This window comes from Pseudomonas faucium, assembly GCF_021602585.1.
Classification (GTDB): domain Bacteria; phylum Pseudomonadota; class Gammaproteobacteria; order Pseudomonadales; family Pseudomonadaceae; genus Aquipseudomonas; species Aquipseudomonas faucium.
The window spans coordinates 86,106-109,931 of the sequence record NZ_BQIP01000014.1 but is presented as its reverse complement, the minus strand read 5'-3'; the positions used below and the strand labels follow the sequence as shown (position 1 = coordinate 109,931).

Genomic DNA, 23,826 nt, shown 5'->3' with positions numbered 1-23,826 from the left:
TCTTGCAATCGGCCGCCTCGGCAAATACTGTATGAATAATCAGTATAACGAGACCGGCCCATGCAACTCATCGCCAAGCTCGGCATCCTTGCCGACGCCGCCAAGTACGACGCCTCCTGCGCCAGCAGCGGCGCCCCCAAGCGCAGCTCGCGCGGCAGCGACAGCCTGGGCGCCACCGATGGCATGGGCATCTGCCACAGCTACACCCCGGACGGGCGCTGCGTGTCGCTGCTCAAGGTGCTGCTCACCAACTTCTGCCTGTACGACTGCCAGTACTGCGTCAACCGCCGCTCCAGCAACGTGCCGCGGGCGCGCTTCACCCCCGAGGAAGTAGTACGCCTGACCCTGGACTTCTACCGGCGCAACTGCATCAGCGGCCTGTTCCTCAGCTCGGGTATCATCCGCTCGGCCGACTACACCATGGAGCAGCTGATCCGCGTCGCCCGCCTGCTGCGCGAGGAGCACAACTTTCGCGGCTACATCCACCTCAAGACCATCCCCGATGCCGACCCACTGCTGATCGAAGAGGCCGGGCGCCTGGCCGACCGCCTCAGCGTCAACATCGAGTTGCCCACCGACGCCAGCCTCAAGCGCCTGGCCCCGGAAAAGCACGCGCACACCATCCGCCAGGCCATGGGCGTGATCCACCAGGGCCAGCAGGCCGTGGCCAACGAACCGAAAGCGCCGCGCTTCACCCCGGCCGGGCAAAGCACCCAGGTGATCGTCGGCGCCGACGCCACCGACGACAGCACCCTGCTGCGCAACGCCGAATCGCTGTACCAGGGCTACGGCCTCAAGCGCGTGTACTATTCAGCCTTCAGCCCGATCCCCGACAGCCCCGGCAGCGTGCCCCTGGCCGCCCCGCCGCTGCTGCGCGAACACCGCCTGTACCAGGCCGACTTCCTCCTGCGCGGCTACGGCTACAAGGCCGGCGAGCTGCTCGGCCAGGGCAGCAACCTGGCGCTGGACATCGACCCCAAGCTGGCCTGGGCCCTGGCCAACCGCGAGGTGTTTCCGCTGGACGTGAACCGCGCCGAGCCGGCATTGCTGGCGCGCATCCCAGGCATCGGCCTGCGCAGCGTGCAGCGCCTGGTGGAACTGCGCCGTGAACGGCGCGTGCGCTACGACGATCTGATCCAGCTGCGCTGCGTGCTGGACAAGGCCAGGCCGTTCATCGTCACCAGCGACTACCGCCCAGCCGACGCCGACTTGCGCAGCGGGCTGTTGCGCGCCCGCCTGCGCGAGCCGCAGGCGCCGGTGCAGATGGGGCTGTGGGGATGATCGCGCTCGACTGCGACGAACGCTTCGACACTTGGCGCGAGCAGGCGCGCAAGCTGCTTGGGCACGGCATCGACCCGGCCGCGGTGACCTGGTCGCAAGGCCCGATGGCAGACCTGCTGGCCATACCGGCGGCGCCCCCCGAGGGGCCCGGCCCCTTCCGCGCAACGGTGCCGGCAGCCCTGTTGCCGCTGCTGGAGCAAGCCGCCCGCTATCGCGGCGAGCAACGCTGGAACCTGCTCTACGAAGTGCTCTGGCGGGTGGCCCACGGCGACCGCACCGCCATGCTCGCCGGCGACCGCCTGGGCAGCGAGCTGCACCGGCGCATCAAGCAGGTGAGCCGCGAAGCCCACCACCTGCATGCCTTCGTGCGCTTCGTGCCCTTGCCTGCGCAGCTGGCCGAACAGCTGCAGCTTGACCTGGTGGCCTATCACGAACCCGCCCACGACATCCTGCCCAGCGCCAGCCCCCACTTCGCCGACCGCCTGGGGCGCCAGCGCTGGCTGATCGCAACGCCCCTGGACGGCATTCGCTTCGATGGCCAAGCCTTCGATTATCAGCGCCAGTGCCCTGACGATTGGCGGCAATGGGCGCGTAATGCCGATGATCCAGGTGCGGAGCTGTGGCGTACCTATTACCGCCACACCTTCAACCCGGCACGGCTCAACCCCGATGCCCTGCGGCTGCACATGCCCGGGCGCTTCTGGCGGCATCTGCCGGAGGGCATGCTGATTCCCCAGCTCGAAGGCCTGGCCCGGCAAGGCAAGCAGCGCGATGGCCAAGCACTGGAAATCGCCAGCCAGCGCGGAAAAAAGATCTCGCCCGGCGAATAGGCAGAACCCGCAAATGTGAAAAATTTGTGATTTTTCTGGCATACCAGACTTATCAGGTGCGACAAATCCTGACACACTTATTGCTAATCATTCTCACACGCATTAGCAATCAGGAAGTAGTCGCCCATGCAGTCCGCCTTTGCGCCCACGCGCGCCCTCCCCGCTCGCCATCTGCTCGCCATCGCCGTGTGCATGGCCATCGCCAGCCCCGCCGTGGCTCAGGACCCACCGCCTGCCACGCTGGAACTGGGCGCAACCGAGATCAGCTCCAGCCAGCTGGGCAGCACCACCGAAGGCTCGGCGTCGTACACCACCGGCGCCATGGCCACCGCCACCAAACTGCCACTGAGCCTGCGAGAAACGCCACAGGCCGTCACCGTCATCACCCGCCAGCGCATGGACGACCAGGCCATGACCAGCATCAACGATGTGGTCAACGCCACCCCCGGCCTGTTCCTCGACTACTCCAACGGCCCCGGCCGGCAAACCTACTCGGCCCGCGGGTTCGACATCGACAACCTGATGTATGACGGCATCCCCAGCGGCTACCAGGGCTGGACGGTGGGCGCCCAGCCGAACCTGGCGATGTTCGACCGGGTCGAGATCGTGCGCGGCGCTACCGGCCTGGTCACCGGGGCCGGCAACCCGTCGGCGGCGATCAACCTGGTGCGCAAGCGCCCGCTGGCCGAGCAGAAGGTCACCCTCACCGGCGCCGCCGGCAGCTGGGACAACTACCGCGGCGAACTCGATGCCTCCAGCCCGCTGAACGACAGCGGCACGGTGCGCGGCCGCGTGGTGGCGTCGTACCGCGACGCCAACAGCTTCATCGACGACGTCGAAGAAGACCATGGCCTGTTCTATGCCGTCACCGAGGCCGACCTCAGCGAAGACACCACCCTGACCCTGGGTTTTTCCCACCAGAAGGACAACACCAACTACTTCTGGGGCGCCATGCCCACCGCGCTGGACGGCCACCACATGGGCTTCTCGCGCTCCTACAACCCCGGTACCGACTGGGAGAACAAGGACCAGGAGATCAACACCGTGTTCGCCGAGGTGCGCCAGCGCCTGGCCAACGACTGGGCGCTGCAGGTCAACGCCAACTACTCGCAGCAGGATGCCGCGTTCACCGGTTCCTACCAGTCGCGCTGGGCTGGCCTGCAAGCGCCGCTGTCGCGCACCGTGTACCAGTCCAAGCACCAGGAAAACCAGGCCGGGGTGGACGGCTTCCTCAGCGGCCCGTTCCAGGCCTTTGGCCGCACCCACGAGCTGGTGGTCGGGGCCAGCAAGCGCATCTACGACATGGACACGCGCAACTACAGCCCCTACGACACCAACTGGCCGCTCAACGGCGCCAAGCCCGACTTCAGGCACACCGGCAACACCCGCGAAGTCACCACCCAGGAAGGCGTGTACCTGACCACCCGCCTGAGCCTGGCCGACCCGCTCAAGCTGATCCTCGGCGGCCGCCTGGACTGGTACGACTACGACAACAAGGAAAGCGCCAGCGCCGACTACAAGGTCACCCGCAACGTCACCCGCTACGCCGGGCTGATCTACGACCTCGACCCGCATCACTCGGTCTACGTCAGCTACAGCGACATCTTCAACCCGCAGAGCTACAAGGACGCCTCGGGCAGCCCGGTCAAGCCGATCGAGGGCAAGAACTACGAAATCGGCGTCAAGGGCGAGTACTTCGACGGCGCGCTGAATGCCAGCATCGCCCTATTCCGCATCGACCAGCAAAACCGCGCCGTCGCGCAGACCGACCTGAACGGCTGCAGCGACCCGACCAACTGCTACGTAGCCTCCGGCGAGGTGCGCAGCCAAGGCGTCGACATGGAACTGCAAGGTGCCCTGACCCCGAACTGGCAGGTCGGCGCCGGCTACACCTACGCCCGCGTGCACACGCTCAAGGACGCTGCCAACCCGGCCAAGGAAAACCAGCGCTTCGACACCGACACGCCAGAGCACCTGTTCAAGCTGTCGACCCACTACCGCCTGCAAGGCCCGCTGGAAAAGGCCCGCATCGGCGGCAACATCACCTGGCAGAGCCGCCTCTACAACGACTTCACCGTCGCCGATGGCAGCCAGTACCGCCTGGTGCAGGGCTCCTACGCCATCACCAACCTGATGACCGGCTACCAGGTCAACCCGCACCTGGACCTGCAGCTCAACGCCAACAACGTGTTCGACCGCAAGTACTACTCCGCCATCGCCAGCTCCGTGAACTACGCCGGCGACACCTGGGGCACGCCGCGCAACCTGATGCTCACCGCCAAGTACAGCTTCTGATCGCTTGACCCTGCGCAGGGACGCGCTGCTGGGCCATGACCGGCTTCATCGCCGGCAAGCCGGCTCCCACAAAGGACACCGCTGCCCAACTGTGGGAGCCGGCTTGCCGGCGATGAGGCCCGCACAGTCCCCCCTCAAAGCAGGATGTAATCACTCCTCACCACCGTCTCGGCATGCTGCCCTTGCACCAGGTGCACGAACGCCCCCGCCACCTGGTCGATGGCCAGGCAATCATCGACATCGATCAGGGCATCGGTATGCGGTTTCAGCCAATCGGCCTGCATGCGCTTCTTGCCCAGCGCCTTGGCCTCGGCCTTGTTGCCAGCCACCACCAGCAGGTAGCGGTGGGCTTCGCCGAACACCTGCTGCTCGTAGCCGCCAAGGTTGATGAAGTACAAGCGCGGCGCGCCCGCCGGTGGCCGCTCCTGGCGCAGCTCGACGCGATAACCATCCACCCCATCCACCGCAAGCCAGGAATCGACGTGCAGCCCTTTGGCCGCCCCGAACCAGGCGCTGCGCAATTGCGGGTAGGCCGCTTCGAGCGAATCGGCGTGGGCGAAGACCACATCGTGGACTTCGATCTTGGCGCCCGGATGACGCCCTCCGAGCATGACGACGTAAAGCATGGGCAATCCCTGCAAGCTGAATGATGAACCGGCGTATTGTGCCGGATAAAACCCCTGTGGGAGCGGGCTTGCCCCGCGAACACCGGCCAAGCCGGTGCCTGCCCCCACCCATGCCATTTGCTGATGTTTTTTTAACGTTTTTTTGGCAATTGCTTGCTTACTGTGGCGGCCCGGTCACAGAGGAAGCCGAACATGAAACCGCCCCCTCCTGCGCAGGCAAGCGACACCGTCATCAGCGAAGCCGCCAGCTGGTGCCTGCGCCTGCACGATGAGGCTTGCTGCGCCGACGACCATGCGGCCTTCGAGCGCTGGCTGCAGGCCGACCCGCTGCACGCCTTCGAATACGCCAAGATGCTGGAAATCTGGGACCTCAGCGACCGCCTGGCCAACCACCCGGCCAGCGCCAGCAGGCTGCTCACCAACGCCGCCCCGCGCGAGGACGGCACGCTGGACCTGTAAAGCGCACACGGGGGTGATTTGGTTAATGCCGCGCTAACCGAAATCGCCTAGACTCGCCCGCATGACCCGCGCCCTGCGACTGCTCACCCTGCTGATGCTCATGCTCTCGCTTCCCCTCAACGGGATGGCGGGCGTCGACTCGGCCGTGGCGCCCTGCCCCATGCAGGCCATGGGCATGGCCATGATGGCCGGCATGGAGCACGACTGCTGCCAGGACCAGGCCCCCGGCAAGCCCGCCGACCACGCCTCCAAAGCCTGCAAGGTCGGCCAGGAATGCAGCACCGCCAGCGCACTTGAAGTCAGCCTGCTCGACCCTGCCTTGTCGTTCTCCACCCCGCGCCCCGGCGATACCTACGCCGTGAGCCTGGTGTCCCGCGCCCCTCCCGATCGCTGGCGCCCACCGCGCTTCTGATTCCTTGCCTGAACCTCACAGCATCGTTCTGCCTTGGCGGCTGAGCGGTGGCATGCGCCTGTGCGCTGGTTTTTTCAAGGACTCATGTTCATGACTCCCCTTCATCTCCCTTCAGGGCGCACGCTGGTGGCCGCCCTGATACTCCTGCTGCCGACGCTCTCGGCGCAGGCGGCTCCATTGTCCCTGGACGCTGCGCTGCAACTGGCCGAGCGCAACGCCCCTTCGCTGCAGGCCCGCCAGGAGCAGGTGGCCGCAGCGCGCCACGCCGTGCTGCCCGCCGGCGAACTGCCCGACCCGCGGCTGAACCTTGGCCTGCAGAACCTGCCGGTGGATGGCAGCGATCGCTGGAGCACCAACCGCGACTTCATGACCATGCAGGTGGTCGGCCTGGCGCAGGAAGTGCCCAACCGCGACAAACGCAAGGCCCGCGTCGAAACCGCGCAGGCCACCGTCGAACGGGCGGATGCCGAAGTGCTGTTCGAGCGCCTGAAAGTGCGTGCGGCCACCGCGCAAGCGTGGATCACGGCGTACACCCTGCAACGCAAACTGCAGCAGTTCGACGCGCTGTTCAGCGAGAACCGCCTGCTGGCAGCCGCTGTACGCGCGCGCCTGGCCGCAGGTGGTGGCTCGTCTGCCGATGCACTGGTCCCCGGCCAGGAGGCCGCGCAACTGGAGGAACAGCAGGACCAGCTGTTGGCCCAGGCCACCCAGGCCCGCGCCGCGCTCAAGCGCTGGATCGGGCAGAACGCCGACGCCCAGGCGCCGGCGTTTCCCCAATGGCCGGTGCGCGCCGCCGATTACCTGCACACCCTCCACGCTCACCCGCAGCTGGCGGCCTACGGGGCCATGACCCGTGAGGCGCAAGCCCAGGTGCAGCAGGCCATTGCCGAGAAGAAGTCGGACTGGGGCTGGCAGGTCGACTACCAACGCCGCGGCCCCGCGTTCAGCAACATGGTCAGCGTTCAGGTCAGCTTCCAGCTGCCGCTGTTCAGCGGCTCGCGGCAAGACCCGATGATCGCCGCCCGCCAGGCCCAGGTACGGCAACTGGAAGACGAGCAGCAAGCCGCTCTGCGTGAGCACACCGCGCAGCTCGAAGCGGACCTGGCGGACTACCAGCGCCTGCAGCGGGCAGTAGCGCGCAGCCGCGAAACCTTGCTGCCCCTGGCCGAACAACGGGTGCGCCTGAGCTTGGCCGACTACCGGGCGGGCAAGTCGCCGCTCGACCAGGTGATCTCGGCAAGGCGTCAGCGCGTCGAGACGCAGTTACAAGCCATCGACCTGCAAGGGCAACTGGCGGCGACCGCAGCCCGCTTGCACTTCGTGTATGGAGAGGTACGCACATGAACACCCCATCCATCGGCCTGATCGCCACCCTCGCCCTGGCCATTGGCGCCGGCGCGGGCTACTGGCTGGGGCACTCGGCCCAGCCAGAGCCGGCACCCGCTGCAGCGGAGCAACAGCCCCTGTACTGGTACGACCCGATGTACCCGCAGCAGCACTTCCCGGCACCGGGCAAGTCGCCATTCATGGACATGCAGCTGGTGGCCAAATATGCCGAGGCATGTAACGACAGCGAGCAACCTGCGGTGCAGATCAGCCAAGGCATCCAACAAAACCTCGGGGTGCGCCTGGCCACCGTCACCCGTGGCAAGCTGCAACGCGCGTTGCAAGTGAGTGGCGTGCTGGCCTTCGATGAACGGGATTTCAGCGTGCTGCAAGCGCGTACCGCAGGCTTTGTCGAGCGCACCTATGGCCGGGCCACGGGCGACGTGGTGGCCAAGGGGGCGCCGCTGGCGGACGTGCTGGCCCCGGAATGGGCCGGCCTGCAGGAAGAGTTTCTCGCGCTGCGCCAGCTGGGCGATGCCGCGCTCTTGGCCGCCGCCCGCCAGCGCCTGCTGCTGGCGGGCATGCCGAGCGAGCTGGTCGACCGGGTCGCGCGCAGCGGCAAGGTGCACAACGCGGTAACGCTGGTGGCGCCGAGCGCCGGCGTGATCCAGGCGCTGGACCTGCGCCCCGGCATGGCCCTGAGCGCAGGCGCGACCCTGGCGCGCATCAATGGCCTGGCCACGGTGTGGCTCGAAGCGGCGGTGCCCGAGGCGCAGGCCAGCGGCCTCAAGGAGGGGCAAGCCGTCGAGGCGCACCTGCCGGCCTACCCCGGCGAAACCCTCAAGGGCACGCTGACCGCCCTGCTCGCCGATGCCGACCGGCAAAGCCGCACCTTGCGCCTGCGCATCGCCTTGCCCAACCCCACTGGCCGCCTGCGCCCGGGCATGACCGCGCAGGTGCTGCTGCGCCCAGGCCAGCAGGCCGATGACAGCCTGCTGCTGCCGGCCGAAGCGGTGATCCGCACCGGCAAGCGCGACCTGGTGATGCTCGCCGAAGACCAGGGCCGCTTCCGCCCGGTACAGGTGCTGCTGGGCCAGGAGAGCGACGGCCAGGTCGCCATTGTGCAAGGCCTGCAAGCCGGCCAGAAGGTGGTGGCCTCGGGGCAGTTTCTGATCGACTCCGAAGCCAGCCTCAAGGGCATCGAAGCGAGCACCGGGCTGGAGGGCCAGCCATGATCGCCAAGCTCATCCGCTGGTCGGTGGCCAACCGTATCCTGGTGCTGCTGGCCACCTTGCTGCTGGTGGCCTGGGGCATGCTCTCGCTGCGCAGCCTGCCAATCGACGCCCTGCCCGACCTCTCCGACGCCCAGGTGATCATCCGCACCTCCTACCCCGGGCAAGCCCCGCAGATCGTCGAGAACCAGGTCACCTACCCCCTGACCACCACCATGCTGTCGGTGCCCGGCGCCAAGACCGTGCGCGGCTTCTCGGCCTACGGCGACAGCTTCGTCTATGTGCTGTTCGAAGACGGCACCGACCTGTACTGGGCGCGCTCGCGGGTGCTGGAGTACCTGAGCCAGGTGCAGTCGCGCCTGCCGCCCTCGGCCAAGCCTGTACTCGGGCCGGACGCCACCGGGGTGGGCTGGATCTACCAGTACGCGCTGGTCGACCGCACAGGCGGGCACGACCTGGCGCAGCTGCGCAGCCTGCAGGACTGGTTCCTGCGCTTCGAGCTCAAGACCCTGCCGGATGTCGCCGAAGTGGCGAGCATCGGCGGCATGGTCAAGCAGTACCAGGTGCAGCTCGACCCGCTGCGCATGGCCAGCCTGGGCATCACCCAGGGCCAGGTGGCGGACGCCATCGGCAAGGCCAACCAGGAAACCGGCGGCGGCGTGCTGGAGCTGGGCGAAGCGGAGTTCATGGTGCGCGCCTCGGGCTACCTGAAGACCCTCGACGATTTTCGCGCCATCCCCCTGCGCCTGGCGGCCAACGGCGCCCCGGTGACCCTGGGCGATGTCGCCAGCGTGCAGCTCGGGCCGCAGGCGCGGCGCGGCATCGCCGAGCTCGACGGCCAGGGCGAGGCGGTGGGCGGCGTGGTGATCCTGCGCAGTGGCAAGAATGCGCGCGAGACCATCGCCCAGGTCAAGGCCCGGCTCGACATGCTGAAAAGCAGCCTGCCGGCCGGCGTCGAGCTGGTCACCACCTATGACCGCAGCCAGCTGATCGACCGCGCCGTGAGCAACCTTGGCCACAAGCTGATCGAGGAGTTCATCGTGGTCGCGCTGGTGTGCGCGGCGTTCCTCTGGCACCTGCGTTCGTCGCTGGTGGCGATCGTCTCGCTGCCGGTGGGGGTGCTGATTGCGCTGATCGTCATGCGCCACCAGGGCATCAACGCCAACATCATGTCGCTGGGCGGCATCGCCATCGCCATCGGTGCCATGGTCGATGCCGCCGTGGTGATGATCGAGAACGCCCACAAACGGGTCGAAGCCTGGCACGCCCGCCACCCCGGGCAGGCGCTGCGCGGCGAGGCGCACTGGAAGGTGATGACCGATGCGGCGGTGGAGGTAGGGCCGGCGCTGTTCTTCAGCCTGATGATCATCACCCTGTCGTTCATCCCGGTGTTCACCCTGCAGGCCCAGGAGGGCCGGCTGTTCGCGCCGCTGGCCTTCACCAAGACCTACGCCATGGCGGCCGCGGCCGGCCTGGCCGTGACCCTGGTGCCGGTGCTGATGGGCTACTGGATCCGCGGGCCGTTGCCCGCCGAGGCGCGCAACCCGCTCAACCGCGGGCTGATCCGCCTGTACCGCCCGGCCCTGGACGCGGTGCTGCGCAGGCCCTGGCTGACCCTGCTGGGCGCGCTGGTGATCCTGCTCAGCAGCGCCTGGCCGTTGAGCCAGCTGGGCGGGGAATTTCTGCCGCCGTTGGACGAAGGCGACCTGCTGTACATGCCCTCCGCCCTGCCCGGCCTGTCGGCGCAAAAGGCCTCGCAGCTGCTGCAGCGCACCGACCGGCTGATCCGCAGCGTGCCAGAGGTCGCCAGCGTGTTCGGCAAGGCTGGGCGCGCCGAGTCGGCCACCGATCCGGCGCCGCTGGAGATGTTCGAAACCACCGTGCGGCTCAAGCCCAAGGAGCAGTGGCGGCCAGGGATGACCAGCGAAAAGCTGGTCGAGGAACTCGACCGCCGGGTGCGCGTGCCGGGCCTGACCAACATCTGGATCCCGCCGATCCGCAACCGCATCGACATGCTCGCCACCGGCATCAAGAGCCCTATCGGGGTCAAGGTGGCCGGCAACGACCTGGCGCAGATCGACCGCACCACCCTGGCCATCGAACGCGCCGCCAAGGGCGTGCCGGGGGTGACCTCGGCGCTGGCCGAACGCCTGACCGGCGGGCGCTACATCGACCTCGACATCGACCGCCAGGCCGCCGCCCGCTACGGCCTGAACATCGCCGACGTGCAAGCCATCGTGGCCGGCGCCATCGGCGGCGAAACCCTCGGCGAAACCGTCGAAGGCCTGGCGCGCTACCCCATCAGCCTGCGCTACCCGCGCGAATGGCGCGACTCGGTCGAGGCCCTGCGCCAGCTGCCGATCTACACAGCGCTGGGTGGCCAGGTCACCCTGGGCAGCGTGGCCCAGGTGCGCATCGCCGAGGGCCCGCCGATGCTCAAGAGCGAGAACGCCCGCCCCTCGGGCTGGGTGTACATCGATGTGCGCGGGCGTGACCTGGCGTCGGTGGTCGCCGACCTGCGCCAGGCGGTGGCGCGCGAGGTGAAGCTCGAAGCAGGCACCAGCCTGAGCTACTCCGGCCAGTTCGAATACCTGGAGCGGGCCAACGCCCGCCTGGCCTGGGTAGTGCCGGCGACCCTGGCGATCATCTTCGTGCTGCTCTACCTCACCTTCGGCCGCCTCGGCGAAGCGCTGCTGATCATGGCCACCCTGCCCTTCGCCCTGACCGGCGGGGTGTGGCTGCTGTACCTGATGGGCTTCAACCTGTCGGTGGCCACCGGGGTCGGCTTCATCGCCCTGGCCGGGGTCGCGGCGGAGTTCGGGGTGATCATGCTGATCTACCTGAACAACGCCTGGGCCGAGCGCCAGGCCAATGGCGAGCGCGGCCAGGCGGCGCTGCTGCAGGCGATTGGCGAAGGTGCAGTGCAGCGCATCCGGCCCAAGGCGATGACCGTGGCGGTGATCGTGGCGGGCTTGCTGCCGATTCTGTGGAGCAGCGGCACTGGCAGCGAGGTGATGAGCCGCATCGCCGTGCCGATGGTCGGCGGCATGTTGACCGCGCCGTTGCTGTCGTTGTTCGTGATACCGGCAGCCTACTGGCTGGTGCGGCGCCGTAGCTTGCACTAGGTCGCGTTACGGCATGGCCGATGATTGCCCGAGGCGATCATCGGCCCACCGGTGCCGCTGACGTGCGTTCGGGCAGTAGCGCTGAACGTTTGCCCAGCCCGACCAGTCGCAGCACATAGACACAGCCCACTGTGCGCCCCCCCAAACCGTGAGGACTTGCCATGCCCGCACTCTCTCCCCCAGGCGGCCCAGCGCACTCCATCCGCCTGACACTCAACGGCCAGCCCCTGGCGCTGCAGGTTCAGCCGTGGACGACGCTGCTCGACCTGCTGCGCGAACAGCTCGACCAGGTTGGCACCAAGAAAGGCTGTGACCACGGCCAATGCGGGGCCTGCACAGTGCTGCGCGATGGCCGGCGCATCAATGCCTGCCTGACCCTGGCCGTCATGTGCGACGGCGCCGAGGTGGTCACCGTCGAAGGGCTGGCCTGCGGCGACGCGCTGCACCCGATGCAACGGGCATTCATCACCCACGATGCCTTCCAGTGCGGCTATTGCACCCCGGGGCAGATCTGTTCCGCCATCGGCCTGGTGCAGGAGGGCCGGGCCACCACACGCGCTGCCATACGCGAGCAGATGAGCGGCAACCTGTGCCGCTGCGGCGCCTACAGCAACATCGTCGCGGCCGTTGAAGAGGCCTTGCCGCTGATGCGTGCCGAGGCCCAAGGCAAAGGAGGCTCACGCCCATGACCCCTTTCAGTTACCACAAGCCAGCGTCGGTCGGCGAAGCACTGCACCTGGCAACGCCCCACTCAAGGTTCATCGCCGGTGGCACCAACCTGGTCGACCTGATGAAGGAGAACGTGGTGCGCCCCGAACGCCTGATCGACATCACCGGGCTCGGCCTGGACGGCGTGCAGCCCACCGCCAGCGGCGGCCTGCTGATCGGCGCGCTGGTCAGCAATGCCGACCTGGCCTGGCATGCGCAGGTCGAACAGCATTATCCCTTGCTGTCCGAGGCCATCCTCGCCGGCGCCTCGCCGCAGCTGCGCAACATGGCCAGCGTGGGTGGCAACCTGTTGCAACGCACCCGCTGCTACTACTTCTACGACACCGGCACGCCCTGCAACAAGCGCGAACCTGGCAGCGGCTGCCCCGCGCGCAGCGGCCTCAACCGCATCCACGCCATCCTCGGCGCCAGCGAGGCCTGCGTCGCCACACACCCCTCGGACATGTGCGTGGCGCTGGCGGCACTCGAAGCGGTGGTGCATGTAGAAGGCCGTGCCGGCCAGCGGCAGATCGCCTTCGCAGACTTGCACCGCTTGCCCGGCAGCACCCCGGAGCGCGACACGCAACTGGCCGCGGATGAACTGGTGACCGCCATCGAGTTGCCGCCGCCGCAGTTCGCGAGCCATTACCGCTACTTGAAGATTCGCGACCGTGCGTCCTATGCCTTCGCCCTGGTGTCGGTCGCCGCCGCCTTGCACATCCACGGCGGCGTGATCCGCGCCGCCCGCCTGGCGCTCGGTGGCGTGGCGCACAAACCCTGGCGCGACCCTGCCGTGGAGCAGATGCTGCCGGGCCAGGCGGCCTCTGCCGCGCTGTTTGCCCGCGTGGCCGATGCCCTGCTGCAAGGGGCGCAGCCACTGAGCCAGAACGGTTTCAAGGTAGCTCTGGCGCAGCGCGCGATCGTGCGGGCGCTGGGCGAGGCTGCAGCCAGAGGGGCGAAGTCATGAACGACAACACGCGTGTGGTGGGCAAAGCGCTGGACCGTGTCGACGGCGTGGCCAAGGTGACCGGGCAGGCGCGCTATGCCGGCGAATACCCGCAAGCCGGGCTGCTGCATGGCAGCGTGGTGTGCAGCACCATCGCCCGGGGCCGTGTGCTCAGGATCGACACGGCCCAGGCCCTGAAGGTGCCGGGCGTGGTGGCTGTGCTGTACCACCAGCAGCGCCCGCACATCTCCAGCTATGACGACGACTACAAGGATGCCGACGCGGCCAAGGGCGCGGCCTTCCGGCCGCTGTTCAACGACCGGGTGCTGTACAGCGGGCAGCCGCTGGCATTGGTGGTCGCCGACAGCCTGGAGCTCGCCAGGTACGCCGGTTCGCTGATAACCATCGAGTACGCCCAGGAGCCGCACGCCACCGACCTGCTCGGCGCGCTGGCGCAGACGCACCCGGCACCTGCCAAGACGCCGCCCCTGCGCGGCGATTTTGCCGGCCATTACGCCAGCGCAGCGGTGCAGGTAGACGCCACCTACCTGACCGCCAACGAACATCACAACCCGATGGAGCCGCATGCCTCCACGGTGCTCTACCAACCCGACGGCGCCCTGGAGATTCACGACAAGACCCAAGGCACGCAAAACTGCCAGGACTACCTGCACAAGGTGTTCGGCCTGCCCAAAGAGCGGATCAGGGTGCTCGCGGCATTCGTCGGCGGTGCCTTCGGCTCGGGCTTGCGCCCGCAGTATCAGCTGCCGTTGGCCGTGATGGCAGCGCTGCACCTGCAGCGCTCGGTGCGCGTCACCCTGACGCGCCAGCAGATGTTCACCTTCGGCTACCGCCCGCGCACCCAGCAGCGGGTACGCCTGGGCGCGCAGGCCGACGGGCGATTGCTGGCGATCGCCCACGATGCCGTGGGCCAGACTTCGCGCTTCGAAGACTTCACCGAGCATCTGGTGGAATGGAGCGGCATGCTCTACCAATGCGACAACGTGGCACTGAGCTATCGCCTCGCCCCGCTCGATGTCTATACCCCGCTGGACATGCGGGCGCCGGGCGCCGCATCGGGCATGATCGCCCTGGAATGCGCCATGGACGAGCTGGCCTGCACAGCCGGCATCGACCCGCTGGAGCTGCGCCGGCGCAACTTTGCGCCCAGCAACGGCAATACAGGCAAACCGTACTCCAGCAAGGCACTGCTGGCGTGCTACGCGCAAGGCGCCGAGCGTTTCGGCTGGCACAGCCGCAACCCGCTGCCGCGCAGCATGCGCAAGGGGCGTCAACGGGTCGGCTGGGGCATGGCGGGTGGGGTCTGGGAGGCGCTGCAGATGAAGGCCAGCGCCAAGGCGCGCATCGATGCCCAGGGGCAGGTGACGGTCAGCAGCGCAACGACCGACATCGGTACCGGCACCTACACCGTGATGACCCAGATCGCCGCCGATGCCATCGGCGCCAAGGTGCAGGACGTCACCTTCGAGCTGGGCGATTCCTCACTGCCGACGGCACCGCTTCAGGGCGGCTCGTTCACTGTCTCGTCCGTGGGTTCGGCGGTGCGCCAGGCGTGCCTGGTGCTGCGCGCCCAGGTACTCGAACAGGCCCGCCAGCGTTACCCCGAGGTGGCGGCCACGGCAAGCGAACAGATCGTTTTCGCCGAAGGCCATCTGCACGCGGGAAGCCACCGTTTTGCCCTGGCGGATATCGTCGCCGGTTCCAGCGAGGGGGCTTTCGAGGCGCAGATCGACGCCGAACCCAGTGCCAGGCGCCAACCGTTCGCCACCGCCACCCATTCGGCCGTGTTCGTCGAGGTGCAGGTCGATGAGGACCTTGGCACGGTCCAGGTCACCCGCGTTGTCAGCGCGATCGCGGCCGGGCGCGTGGTCAACCCGAAAACCGCGCACAGCCAGATACTCGGCGGCGTGGTCTGGGGGTTGGGCATGGCCTTGCACGAGCAAACGCTGACCGATCATGCCCTGGGCCGCGTCCTCAACCACAGCCTGGCCGAATACCACATCCCGGTGAACGCCGATTGCGGCGATATCGAGGTGCTGTTCGTCGAGGAAAACGATGACATCGTCAACGAACTGGGCTCCAAGGGCGTGGGTGAGATCGGCATCGTCGGGGTCGCGGCCGCGGTGGCCAATGCGATCCACCATGCCACGGGCAAACGCGTGAGGGGTTTCCCGATCACCCTCGACCAGCTGCTGTAGCCGCTCAACCCCTGCCCTTGCGCGACTCGTAGCGGGCCAGCAACGGCTGCACGCTCAGCCCATGGAGCAGGATGCTCAAGGCCACCACCGACAGCACCAGGTTGGTACTTTCCACTGCGGCGGCCGGCAGCAAGCCGTGGTTCACGGCATAGAACAGGTAGTAGAAGCTGCCGATGCCGCGTATCCCGAACCACCCCAGCAGGCCGCGCTGGGCCAGGTTCAGCCTGCCGCGCAGCGGCGCGAGCATCACGCCCAGGGGGCGGATCAGCGCAAACAGCGCCCCTGCCACGATCACGGCGCGCCAGTCCCAGTGCTCCAGCAGCACGACGCCCAGCAAGGTCACCAGAAACACCTCCATGGCCCGCTCGACCAGGCTGCCGAAGGCGAGCATGTCGCCGAGCATGATGCCTGCGGCGATCTGCGAGTCGCCCAGGCCTTGCACATCCCCCTTCACCGCCTGTTCCGGCGCGACATGCTGGTGCCCCACCACCGGCTGCACCAGGTGCTCGGCGGCCGGCGCCTGCGGGCTGCTGGAGGTGCGTACCTCGGCCTGGCGCAGCCCCAGGCCCGCGGCGAATACCGCGAGAAAGCCGTAGCCCTGCAGCAGCTCGGCGGCCACGTAGGCCAGGGCAATCAGCGCCAGGGCCAGGTAGTCGTTGGGCGACACGGTGCTGTCGTCGTTGCGCAGGCGCAGGTAGAGCGTCAACTTGCCCAGCCCACGCCCCATCCAGTAGCCGCACAACAGCCCCGCCGTCACCGCCCAGAGCACGTCCTTGAGCAGCCAGCCGGCCAAGCCCTCCTGCGCGGACGGTTGCAGCAACAGCAAACCGAGGATGACGAAGGGAAACGCCACGCCGTCATTGAGCCCGGCCTCCCCCGACAGGCTGAAGCGCACCGGGTCGGCGTCGCGGGCATCGACCACTTGCACGAGCGTGGCCAGCACCGGGTCGGTGGGCGCCAGGATCGCGCCGATCAGCACCGCAAGGCCCCAGCTCAGGTGCAAGCCGTAGTGCAGCACCAGGCTGACGCCACTGATGCACACCAGCATCAATGGCCCGGCCAGGTACACCGCGATGCGCCAGCGCGGGTCAGCCAGGGGCAGGCGCAGTTTCAGGCCACTGAAGAACAGCGAGAACAGCACCGCCACCTCGGTCAGGTGCTCCATCCAGCCGCTGGCCTTTGCCAGGTCCAGGTGCAGCAGGCCCACGCCGGAGCCACCCAGCGCAATGCCCAGGCCAAGGCACACCACCGAGGATGTGACAGGCATCCAGCGCAGGTAGGAGGACGAGAGCGCGAGCAGCAACAGCACCGCGCCCAGCATGGCGAACCAGACGATGAAGGTCATCTGCGCAGGTGCCTCGGGAAAGTGATGCTCCGACCTTGGGTGGACTGCGCCGTGGACGCGGTCGTTCCGCAGGTACAAGCGCGCTGCACGCCTTTCGTCGCTCTGCGGGCACCCGCCCTCGCCGGGCAGGCCGAACACTGGGTAGCCACCTCAAAAACAGGAGCTTCACCATGAAAACCCTAAGACCCCATGCTTTGCTGCTCGCCCTGTGCCTCGGCGCCAGCGTGCCCATCGCCCTGGCCGCCACCGACCTCAACGATCAGCGCACCCCCGGCAACCAGCCCCTGGACAGCGGCCAGATGAACGGCCAGGGCGGCGCGAGCGGCTCCGGCACACCCGGCGATGGCCTGGGCACCGGCAACGGCGGCACCCGGGACAACGGCACGGACAACACCGGTGGCGATGGCAGCAGCGGCTCGGGTAGCGGAACCGGCGGCAGCAGTGGCAGCAGTGGCAGCAGTGGCAGCAGTGGCAGCGGTACAGGCTCGGGAAGTGGTACCGGCGGCAGTGGTTCGAGCGGCGGCGGCTCGGGCGCAGGGGGTTCCGGCGGCTGAGCCAAGACCGATGAAACTTTCGCGAAACGCGCCCAGTCCAGACCCCTATCGAGTACATGACAGGAGCAGACGATGACAGGCACGGTAGGCGACTTTCTGGTTGAGCGTTTGTACCAATGGGGCGTGAGGCGCATCTTCGGTTACCCCGGGGACGGCATCAACGGCGTGTTCGGCGCGCTGAGCCGGGCCAACGGCAAGATCGAGTTCATCCAGGCACGCCATGAGGAAATGGCCGCCTTCATGGCCAGCGCCCACGCCAAGTTCACCGGCGAGCTGGGCGTGTGCATCGCCACCTCCGGCCCCGGCGCTTCGCACCTGCTCACCGGCCTGTACGACGCACGCATGGACCACCAGCCGGTGCTCGCCATCGTCGGCCAGCAAGCCCGGGCTGCGCTTGGCGGGCACTACCAGCAGGAGCTGGACCTGCTGTCGATGTTCAAGGACGTGGCCGGCGCCTTCGTACAGCAGGCCTCCACCCCCGAGCAGGTCCGCCACCTGCTCGACCGCGCCGTGCGCACCGCCGTCGGTGAGCGCCGCGTCACTGCGGTGATCCTGCCCAACGACCTGCAGGACCTGCCCTACCACGAGCCGGCCCGGGCCCACGGCACCCTGCACTCCGGCATCGGCTACAGCAAACCCAAGGTGGTGCCCTTCGAGGCCGACCTGCAGCGCGCCGCCGAGGTGCTCAACGCCGGGCGCAAGGTGGCGATCCTGGTCGGCGCCGGGGCCTTGCAGGCCACCGAGCAGGTCATCGCGGTGGCCGAAACGCTCGGCGCGGGCGTGGCCAAGGCGCTGCTGGGCAAGGCCGTGCTGCCTGACGATTTACCCTGGGTCACCGGCTCCATCGGCCTGCTTGGCACCGAACCCAGCTACCAGCTGATGAACGAATGCGACACCTTGCTGATGATCGGCTCGGGCTTCCCCTACGCCGAATTCCTGCCCAAGGAAGGCCAGGCCCGCGGCGTGCAGATCGACCTGCAACCCGACATGCTCAGCCTGCGCTACCCGATGGAGGTGAACCTGGTTGGCGATGCCAGCGAAACCCTGCGCGCCCTGCTGCCGCTGCTCACCCCCAAGCGCGACCGGCGCTGGCGCAACAAGGTCGAAGGCTGGCGCGCCCGCTGGGACAAGACCCTGGAAAAGCGCGCCCTGGCCAAGGCCGACCCGATCAACCCGCAGCGCGTGGTCTACGAGCTGTCGCCGCGCCTGCCCGATGACAGCATCGTCACCAGCGACTCGGGTTCCTGCGCCAATTGGTACGCCCGCGACCTGCAGGTGCGCCAGGGCATGCAGTGCTCGTTGTCCGGCGGCCTGGCCTGCATGGGCGCCGCGGTGCCCTACGCCATCGCCGCCAAGTTCGCCCACCCGCAGCGGCCCGTGGTGGCCCTGGTGGGCGATGGCGCGATGCAGATGAACAACCTCGCCGAGCTGATCACCGTGGCCAAGTACTGGCAGCAGTGGGACAACCCGCAATGGATCTGCGCGGTGTTCAACAACGAGGACCTCAACCAGGTGACCTGGGAACAGCGGGTGATGGAAGGCGACCCCAAGTTCGAAGCGTCGCAGTCGATCCCCGATGTGCCGTACCACCTGTTCGCCATCTCCATCGGCCTGCAGGGCATCTACGTCGACCGCGAGGAAGACATCGCAGATGCCTGGGAGCGCGCGCTGAGCGCCGACCGGCCGGTGCTGATCGAATTCAAGACCGACCCCGACGTGCCGCCGCTGCCGCCGCACATCAAGCTTGAGCAAGCGAAGAAGTTCGCCACCACCTTGCTCAAGGGCGACCCTGACCAGGCCGGCGTCATCCTGCAGACGGCCAAGCAGGTGCTTGGCTCGGTGCTGCCTGGCAAGAAGTGACCGGTGCGGGCTGCCCTGGGCGGGCCAGCCAGTTAGCCTGCCTGGCCCAGGGTGCGTCGCACCTTGTCGAGCAGCTCGGCGATCTGGAACGGCTTGATCAGCAGGTCCATGCCGGTGTCGAGGAACGCCTGGCGGTCCAGCGCCGTTTCGGCGTAGCCGGTCATCAGCAGTACCGGCAGCCCGGGCCGGTAGGTGCGCGCGATGTCGGCCAGTTCCCGGCCACTGATGCCCGGCAGCCCGACATCGGTCAGCAGCAGGTGGATGCCGGCATCCTCGCGCAGGTGGTCGAGCGCCTGCTCGATGGTTTCGGCCAGGGTGCAGCGATAGCCGGCATCGATCAGCACCTCGGCCACCGACAGGCGCACCGAGGCCATGTCCTCGACCACCAGCACATGCTCGCCGGCGCCCTGCTGGCCGAGCTGCGGGTTGCGCACCTCGCTGACTTCCTGCTGGCTGCTGCGCGGCAGCATCAGGGTGACTTCGGTGCCCTGCCCGAGCACGCTGCGGATGGCCACATGGCCGCCCGACTGGCGAGCGAAGCCGTAGATGGTCGACAGCCCCAGCCCCGTGCCCTGGCCCACCGGCTTGGTGGTGAAGAACGGGTCGAAGACCTTTTGCAAAAGCTCCGGCGCAATGCCGCTGCCATTGTCGCGCACCGTCACCGCGACATAGGGGCCGTCCTGCAGGTTGGGGTCGCCATGGGACCAACTGGCCGAGGTGTTGACCCAGATGTGCCCGCCCTTGGCCAAGGCATCGCGGGCGTTGATCACCAGGTTGAGCACCGCGCTTTCGAGCTGGATCGGGTCGACCAGGGCGATGGTCGGCTCGCTGGAAAGCTCGAGTTTGAGTTCGATGCGCTCGCCGATGGTGCGGGTGATCAGCTCTTCCAGCGAACGTACCCGCTCGTTGATGTCCACCGGGCGGGTGTCCAGCGGTTGCTGGCGGGCAAAGGCCAGCAGGCGGTGGGTCAGCGAGGCGGCGCTCATGGCGGAGCTGAGCGCGGCGTCGGCATAGCTGGGCACCTTCTCCAGGCGGTTTTGCGCCACGCGTTTGTTGATCAGCTCCAGGCTGGCGATGATGCCGGTCAGCAGGTTGTTGAAGTCATGGGCGATGCCGCCGGTGAGGCTGCCCAGGGCGTCCATCTTCTGCAGTTGCAGCAGCTGCGCCTCGGTCTGTTCGCGATGGGCCATTTCCCGCGCCAGCTGCAGGTTGGCATCGTCCAGGCGGGCCAGGTGCGAGCGTTCGCGGTGGCGGTGCTCGGTGACGTCTTCGACGAACACCAGGCACAGCCCCGGCGCCCGGTAGGGTGACAGCTGCCACTCGGTATCCCGTGGCTCGCCACCCACCGTCATGGCCAGGGTGCCGCGCCAGCGCCGGCCCTCGGCCAGGTGCTGGTGCAGGGCGGCAAGGTTGGCCTGCTGGCCATCGGCAAAGCACTGCTGCAGCGCGTCGGGGTTGCGGTTGTCCTGGATCAGCCGGGCGAACGCGTGGTTGCACTCCTGCACCTTGAGCCCGCTGCCGAGCACCGCGATCGGCGCAGAAACGTTGGTGAAGATTTCCTGGAAGTTGGCCTCGCTTTCGCGCAGCGCCCGCTCGGTGTCGCGCACCCGCAGCAAAGTCCGCAGGGTGGCCACCAGCACATCCGGGTCCACCGGGTGCACCAGGTAGGCATCGGCGCCGGCATCGAGCCCGGTGATGATGTCGCCGGTCTGGATCGATGCCGCCGAGACATGGATCACCGGCAGCAACGCGGTGGCCGGCTGTGCGCGCAGCAGCCGGACGATGTCGAAGCCGCTCATATCGGGCAGGTTGACGTCGAGGATCAGCGCATCGAACTGCTCGCTGCCAATCAGCGCCAGCCCCTCGTCCCCGGTGCCCGCCTCCTGCACCTGGTAGCCGTGCAGGGCCAGGCGGCGCCGTAGTGCATAACGCGTGGCGGCGTTGTCGTCGACGATCAGCAGGCGCGCGTCAGTGTTCATCCGCACCCTCCTGGGCAATCGCCAGCGGCAGGATGACGAAGAACGACGAACCCACACCGGGCGCACTGTCCACGCCTACTTCGCCCCCCAGCAGCGCGGCGAAACGCTTGCACAGCGACAAGCCAAGGCCGGTGCCACGCAGGCGTTTCTGCAGCGGCGAGTCGAGCTGGGCGAAGTCTTCGAACAACCCGCCCAGCAGTTCCGGGGCAATGCCGATGCCGGTGTCACTGACGGCGAAACGGATCTGATCGCTGCCGTGCAACTGCGCCGACACCCGCACCTCGCCACGGGTGGTGAATTTCAGGGCGTTGGAGATGAAGTTGCGCAGAATCTGCGCCAGCTTCTTGTCATCGGTGAACATCCGCGGCAAGCCCTCGGGCTCTTCGAAGATGAGGTCCACGGTGCCGGCATCGACGATCGGGCGGAACATCCCGCGCAAGGCGGCGAACAAATCGAGCATGTCGAACCAGGCCGGCGAAATGGTGATGCGCCCGGCCTCGATCTTGGCCAGGTCGAGCAGGTCGTCGACCATGTCGCTCAGCTCGCGGGTGGCGGTGCTGATGAACGCCACCTGCAGTTGCTGCTCCTTGGCCAACGGCCCGTCCACCTCGTCGGAAAGCAGGCTGGTGATGCTCAAAATCGAGCCCAGCGGCGTGCGGAACTCGTGGCTCATGTACGACAGGAAGCGGCTTTTCAGGTCCGATGCCTGGCGCAACTGCTCGGCCTGGGTGTCCAGCTCGGCATACAGCGCCAGCACGCCCTGGTTGGTTTCTTCGAGTTCGGCGCGCAGGGCCTGGTTTTCCGCCTGCAGGCGGGCCAGCAGAGCTTCTTGCTCGCTGCGGGGGGTGGGGGTTGGCTCAGCCATGCGCGGCCTCCAGGTCGATGACCAGCACCGTCACGTCGTCCCGCCCTCGGCAGAAGTCGCGATGCAACACCGCAGCGATCACCGCCGGGTGGCGGTGGGCAAGGCCGGGGTAGGCTTGAAGGTTCCAACGGGACTGCAGGCCGTCGCTGAACATGATCAACAGATTTCCCTTCACGTGAGCGTAGTCGAACACCTGGCCCTTGCGGTATTGCCCGCCGACGATGCCCGGGTACGAGGCCAGGCCGCGCGGGCGCTCGCCGCCGACCAGGGTGGCGCCGATATTGCCGATGCCGATGAAGGCCAGCTTGTCGCCCGCCCCTTGGTACTGGGCGATGGCCACGGCACCGCCGCGGGTGCCGGACATGGCGTGGTGCAGGTCACCCAGCAGCAGCTCGGGGGCATTGAACGGGCCCTGGACGAACGCCTGGGCGCCGGCCTTGGCGGCGCGTTCGGCCTCCTCGCCATGCCCCAGGCCGTCGATCACCAGCGCGCTCAGGCGCTGCTCGCCGAGGGCCACGTGCCAGGTATCACCGCAGGCCGGGTCGTCGTGCAGCGAATGGTGGCTCACGCCGATGCGCAGGTCGCGCGCCGGGTGCGCTTGCGGGTAAAGGCGCGCCAGCACCACCGCGCCGTTGCCATCGGCGTGCACGTCGAACACCTGGGCCAGGCGGCTGACCGCGCCCAGGCCGATGCCCTGGGTGCCGCCGGTGGAATAGCCATCGACCAGGCAACTGTGCAGGTCGAAGCCCTTGGCGCGGTCCACCGCCACCAGCTCCAGGCCGTGATGCTCGCCATGGGCGAGCACCCGCACATGCAGCTCGCCCTGTTCGGCGTGCTTGAGCACATTGCTCGACAATTCGGTGGCGACGATGGCGGCGCGGCCGGCGTCGTTGGCGGCAAAGCCGTGCTGTTCGGCAAGCTTTTGCACCACCCGGCGGGCGTGGCCGACCTGGCTGGCATCGTCCAGGCGCAACACCTGGGTCAGGCTCGCGCTGAGGTTCACGTCCATCGGGTGATCGTTACCCGGGTACCTTGCCCGGGCGCTGTGTCCAGTTCGAATTCATCGACCAGCCGGCGTGCGCCGGTCAGGCCCAGGCCCAGGCCGCCACCCGAGGTCCAGCCGTCGGTGAGGGCCAGCTTGACGTCGGCGATGCCCGGCCCTTCGTCGCGAAACACCAGGCGCAGGCCAACCCGCCCGGCCTCTTCGATGACTTCCCAGTCCATGTCCCCGCCGCCGCCATACACCACGGTGTTGCGGGCCAGTTCACTGACGGCCGTGACCAGCTTGGTCAAATCGACCAGGCGCATGCCGCAGTCGCTGGCGACCTTGCGCGCCAGTTGGCGGGCCAGTACCACGTCCTGCTCGATGCGCACCGGCTGGCTGCCGCTTTGGCGAGTGGTCATGGGCGGCCCACTCGCTGGCGCAGCAGGTGCATGCCACGGTCGACGTTGAGCGCCGTGCTCACCCCGGGCAGGGTCAGGCCCAGCTCCACCAGGGTGATCGCCACTGCCGGCTGCATGCCGACCAGCACCGTTTCGGCGTCCATGATCCGCGACAGGCCGGAGATGCTGGCGATCATGCGGCCGATGAACGAATCGACCATGTCCAGCGCGGAGATGTCGATCAGCACGCCGCGCGCCGAGGTGTGGTCGATGCGGTCGGTGAGGTCGTCCTGCAGGCGCAGCGCCAGCTGGTCATGCATGTCGACCTGGATGGTCACCAGCAGGAACTCGCCCATTTGCAGAATGGGAATGCGCTCCATC

The 23,826-nt window shown here is 67.9% G+C and carries 19 protein-coding genes and 1 pseudogene; 13 read left to right on the top strand and 7 right to left on the bottom strand.

Annotated features, from left to right (window positions below; genetic code table 11):
- The first annotated feature begins 60 nt into the window (after positions 1–60).
- The 3 genes from L6D75_RS17400 (at position 61) to L6D75_RS17390 (ending at position 4,406) form a co-directional block, all read left to right on the top strand.
- On the top strand, positions 61–1,281 hold the full coding sequence (locus tag L6D75_RS17400; RefSeq protein ID WP_176511494.1) for a putative DNA modification/repair radical SAM protein: 1,221 nt from the start codon (positions 61–63) through the stop codon (positions 1,279–1,281).
- Positions 1,272–2,111: a TIGR03915 family putative DNA repair protein gene (locus L6D75_RS17395; RefSeq protein WP_176511493.1), complete on the top strand. Its 840-nt coding sequence runs from the start codon at positions 1,272–1,274 to the stop codon at positions 2,109–2,111. Before L6D75_RS17400 ends, L6D75_RS17395 begins: the two co-directional genes overlap by 10 nt.
- A 126-nt stretch (positions 2,112–2,237) precedes the next feature.
- The gene (locus L6D75_RS17390; protein ID WP_176511492.1) at positions 2,238–4,406 is read left to right on the top strand and encodes a TonB-dependent siderophore receptor; all 2,169 of its coding nucleotides are present in this window, start codon (positions 2,238–2,240) and stop codon (positions 4,404–4,406) included.
- Between the two features lie 134 nt (positions 4,407–4,540).
- Here L6D75_RS17390 and L6D75_RS17385 read toward each other — a convergent pair whose 3' ends face one another.
- Positions 4,541–5,032, bottom strand: coding sequence for a DUF1543 domain-containing protein (locus tag L6D75_RS17385; RefSeq protein ID WP_176511491.1), 492 nt, complete (start codon positions 5,030–5,032; stop codon positions 4,541–4,543).
- A gap of 192 nt (positions 5,033–5,224) precedes the next feature.
- Between L6D75_RS17385 and L6D75_RS17380 the strand changes: the two genes are divergently transcribed.
- The 8 genes and pseudogenes from L6D75_RS17380 (at position 5,225) to L6D75_RS17345 (ending at position 15,459) form a co-directional block, all read left to right on the top strand.
- Positions 5,225–5,491: a FecR/PupR family sigma factor regulator gene (locus tag L6D75_RS17380; protein WP_176511490.1), complete on the top strand. Its 267-nt coding sequence runs from the start codon at positions 5,225–5,227 to the stop codon at positions 5,489–5,491.
- A 61-nt stretch (positions 5,492–5,552) separates the two neighbouring features.
- The gene (locus tag L6D75_RS17375) at positions 5,553–5,903 is read left to right on the top strand and encodes a hypothetical protein (RefSeq protein ID WP_176511489.1); all 351 of its coding nucleotides are present in this window, start codon (positions 5,553–5,555) and stop codon (positions 5,901–5,903) included.
- 90 nt (positions 5,904–5,993) lie between these two features.
- Positions 5,994–7,247 carry a TolC family protein gene (locus L6D75_RS17370; protein ID WP_176511488.1) on the top strand — a complete coding sequence of 418 codons (1,254 nt, stop codon included), beginning with the start codon at positions 5,994–5,996 and terminating at the stop codon, positions 7,245–7,247.
- Positions 7,244–8,452, top strand: a pseudogene (locus tag L6D75_RS17365) (efflux RND transporter periplasmic adaptor subunit); the annotation flags it as partial. The gene L6D75_RS17370 and the pseudogene L6D75_RS17365, both read left to right, overlap by 4 nt.
- Positions 8,453–8,460: 8 nt before the next feature.
- The gene (locus L6D75_RS17360; RefSeq protein WP_176511487.1) at positions 8,461–11,586 is read left to right on the top strand and encodes an efflux RND transporter permease subunit; all 3,126 of its coding nucleotides are present in this window, start codon (positions 8,461–8,463) and stop codon (positions 11,584–11,586) included.
- Between the two features lie 161 nt (positions 11,587–11,747).
- Complete coding sequence (locus tag L6D75_RS17355; RefSeq protein ID WP_176511486.1) at positions 11,748–12,275, top strand: (2Fe-2S)-binding protein; 528 nt, start codon at positions 11,748–11,750, stop codon at positions 12,273–12,275.
- Positions 12,272–13,261 (top strand): FAD binding domain-containing protein, encoded by a 990-nt coding sequence (locus tag L6D75_RS17350; RefSeq protein ID WP_176511485.1) that lies wholly within the window; start codon positions 12,272–12,274, stop codon positions 13,259–13,261. Before L6D75_RS17355 ends, L6D75_RS17350 begins: the two co-directional genes overlap by 4 nt.
- Positions 13,258–15,459 carry a xanthine dehydrogenase family protein molybdopterin-binding subunit gene (locus L6D75_RS17345; protein WP_176511484.1) on the top strand — a complete coding sequence of 734 codons (2,202 nt, stop codon included), beginning with the start codon at positions 13,258–13,260 and terminating at the stop codon, positions 15,457–15,459. The genes L6D75_RS17350 and L6D75_RS17345 overlap by 4 nt, the downstream gene beginning before the upstream one ends.
- A gap of 4 nt (positions 15,460–15,463) precedes the next feature.
- Here the strand turns inward: L6D75_RS17345 and L6D75_RS17340 are convergent, their stop codons facing one another.
- Positions 15,464–16,804 carry a cation:proton antiporter gene (locus L6D75_RS17340; protein WP_176511483.1) on the bottom strand — a complete coding sequence of 447 codons (1,341 nt, stop codon included), beginning with the start codon at positions 16,802–16,804 and terminating at the stop codon, positions 15,464–15,466.
- Positions 16,805–16,974: 170 nt separating this feature from the next.
- Here L6D75_RS17340 and L6D75_RS17335 point away from each other — a divergent pair, with 170 nt between their 5' ends.
- Together L6D75_RS17335 and L6D75_RS17330 are read left to right on the top strand one after the other, a co-directional pair.
- Positions 16,975–17,358: a hypothetical protein gene (locus L6D75_RS17335; protein WP_176511482.1), complete on the top strand. Its 384-nt coding sequence runs from the start codon at positions 16,975–16,977 to the stop codon at positions 17,356–17,358.
- A gap of 72 nt (positions 17,359–17,430) precedes the next feature.
- Positions 17,431–19,218 carry a thiamine pyrophosphate-requiring protein gene (locus L6D75_RS17330; RefSeq protein WP_176511481.1) on the top strand — a complete coding sequence of 596 codons (1,788 nt, stop codon included), beginning with the start codon at positions 17,431–17,433 and terminating at the stop codon, positions 19,216–19,218.
- 32 nt (positions 19,219–19,250) lie between these two features.
- On the opposite strand, the gene L6D75_RS17325 is transcribed toward L6D75_RS17330, so the two are convergent.
- From L6D75_RS17325 to L6D75_RS17305, 5 genes are read right to left on the bottom strand one after another with little or no spacing between them, the layout of a single operon-like run.
- Entirely contained in the window at positions 19,251–21,197 is a 1,947-nt protein-coding gene (locus tag L6D75_RS17325; RefSeq protein WP_176511480.1) for a response regulator, read from the bottom strand.
- Positions 21,187–22,062 carry a sensor histidine kinase gene (locus L6D75_RS17320; protein ID WP_176511479.1) on the bottom strand — a complete coding sequence of 292 codons (876 nt, stop codon included), beginning with the start codon at positions 22,060–22,062 and terminating at the stop codon, positions 21,187–21,189. Before L6D75_RS17320 ends, L6D75_RS17325 begins: the two co-directional genes overlap by 11 nt.
- Positions 22,055–23,071: an ATP-binding protein gene (locus L6D75_RS17315; protein WP_176511478.1), complete on the bottom strand. Its 1,017-nt coding sequence runs from the start codon at positions 23,069–23,071 to the stop codon at positions 22,055–22,057. The genes L6D75_RS17320 and L6D75_RS17315 overlap by 8 nt, the downstream gene beginning before the upstream one ends.
- Positions 23,062–23,466, bottom strand: coding sequence for an anti-sigma regulatory factor (locus tag L6D75_RS17310; protein WP_176511477.1), 405 nt, complete (start codon positions 23,464–23,466; stop codon positions 23,062–23,064). Before L6D75_RS17310 ends, L6D75_RS17315 begins: the two co-directional genes overlap by 10 nt.
- Complete coding sequence (locus tag L6D75_RS17305) at positions 23,463–23,825, bottom strand: STAS domain-containing protein (RefSeq protein WP_176511476.1); 363 nt, start codon at positions 23,823–23,825, stop codon at positions 23,463–23,465. The genes L6D75_RS17310 and L6D75_RS17305 overlap by 4 nt, the downstream gene beginning before the upstream one ends.
- Position 23,826 lies beyond the last annotated feature (1 nt).

Excerpts from the sequence above, each read along its gene's own strand:
- L6D75_RS17400 (WP_176511494.1), top strand. The coding sequence starts at position 61 with ATGCAACTCATCGCCAAGCTCGGCATCCTTGCCGACGCCGCCAAGTAC.
- L6D75_RS17390 (WP_176511492.1), top strand. The coding sequence starts at position 2,238 with ATGCAGTCCGCCTTTGCGCCCACGCGCGCCCTCCCCGCTCGCCATCTG.
- L6D75_RS17385 (WP_176511491.1), bottom strand. The coding sequence starts at position 5,032 with ATGCTTTACGTCGTCATGCTCGGAGGGCGTCATCCGGGCGCCAAGATC.
- L6D75_RS17380 (WP_176511490.1), top strand. The coding sequence starts at position 5,225 with ATGAAACCGCCCCCTCCTGCGCAGGCAAGCGACACCGTCATCAGCGAA.
- L6D75_RS17375 (WP_176511489.1), top strand. The coding sequence starts at position 5,553 with ATGACCCGCGCCCTGCGACTGCTCACCCTGCTGATGCTCATGCTCTCG.
- L6D75_RS17370 (WP_176511488.1), top strand. The coding sequence starts at position 5,994 with ATGACTCCCCTTCATCTCCCTTCAGGGCGCACGCTGGTGGCCGCCCTG.
- L6D75_RS17360 (WP_176511487.1), top strand. The coding sequence starts at position 8,461 with ATGATCGCCAAGCTCATCCGCTGGTCGGTGGCCAACCGTATCCTGGTG.
- L6D75_RS17355 (WP_176511486.1), top strand. The coding sequence starts at position 11,748 with ATGCCCGCACTCTCTCCCCCAGGCGGCCCAGCGCACTCCATCCGCCTG.
- L6D75_RS17350 (WP_176511485.1), top strand. The coding sequence starts at position 12,272 with ATGACCCCTTTCAGTTACCACAAGCCAGCGTCGGTCGGCGAAGCACTG.
- L6D75_RS17345 (WP_176511484.1), top strand. The coding sequence starts at position 13,258 with ATGAACGACAACACGCGTGTGGTGGGCAAAGCGCTGGACCGTGTCGAC.
- L6D75_RS17340 (WP_176511483.1), bottom strand. The coding sequence starts at position 16,804 with ATGACCTTCATCGTCTGGTTCGCCATGCTGGGCGCGGTGCTGTTGCTG.
- L6D75_RS17335 (WP_176511482.1), top strand. The coding sequence starts at position 16,975 with ATGAAAACCCTAAGACCCCATGCTTTGCTGCTCGCCCTGTGCCTCGGC.
- L6D75_RS17330 (WP_176511481.1), top strand. The coding sequence starts at position 17,431 with ATGACAGGCACGGTAGGCGACTTTCTGGTTGAGCGTTTGTACCAATGG.
- L6D75_RS17325 (WP_176511480.1), bottom strand. The coding sequence starts at position 21,197 with ATGAACACTGACGCGCGCCTGCTGATCGTCGACGACAACGCCGCCACG.
- L6D75_RS17320 (WP_176511479.1), bottom strand. The coding sequence starts at position 22,062 with ATGGCTGAGCCAACCCCCACCCCCCGCAGCGAGCAAGAAGCTCTGCTG.
- L6D75_RS17315 (WP_176511478.1), bottom strand. The coding sequence starts at position 23,071 with ATGGACGTGAACCTCAGCGCGAGCCTGACCCAGGTGTTGCGCCTGGAC.
- L6D75_RS17310 (WP_176511477.1), bottom strand. The coding sequence starts at position 23,466 with ATGACCACTCGCCAAAGCGGCAGCCAGCCGGTGCGCATCGAGCAGGAC.
- L6D75_RS17305 (WP_176511476.1), bottom strand. The coding sequence starts at position 23,825 with ATGGAGCGCATTCCCATTCTGCAAATGGGCGAGTTCCTGCTGGTGACC.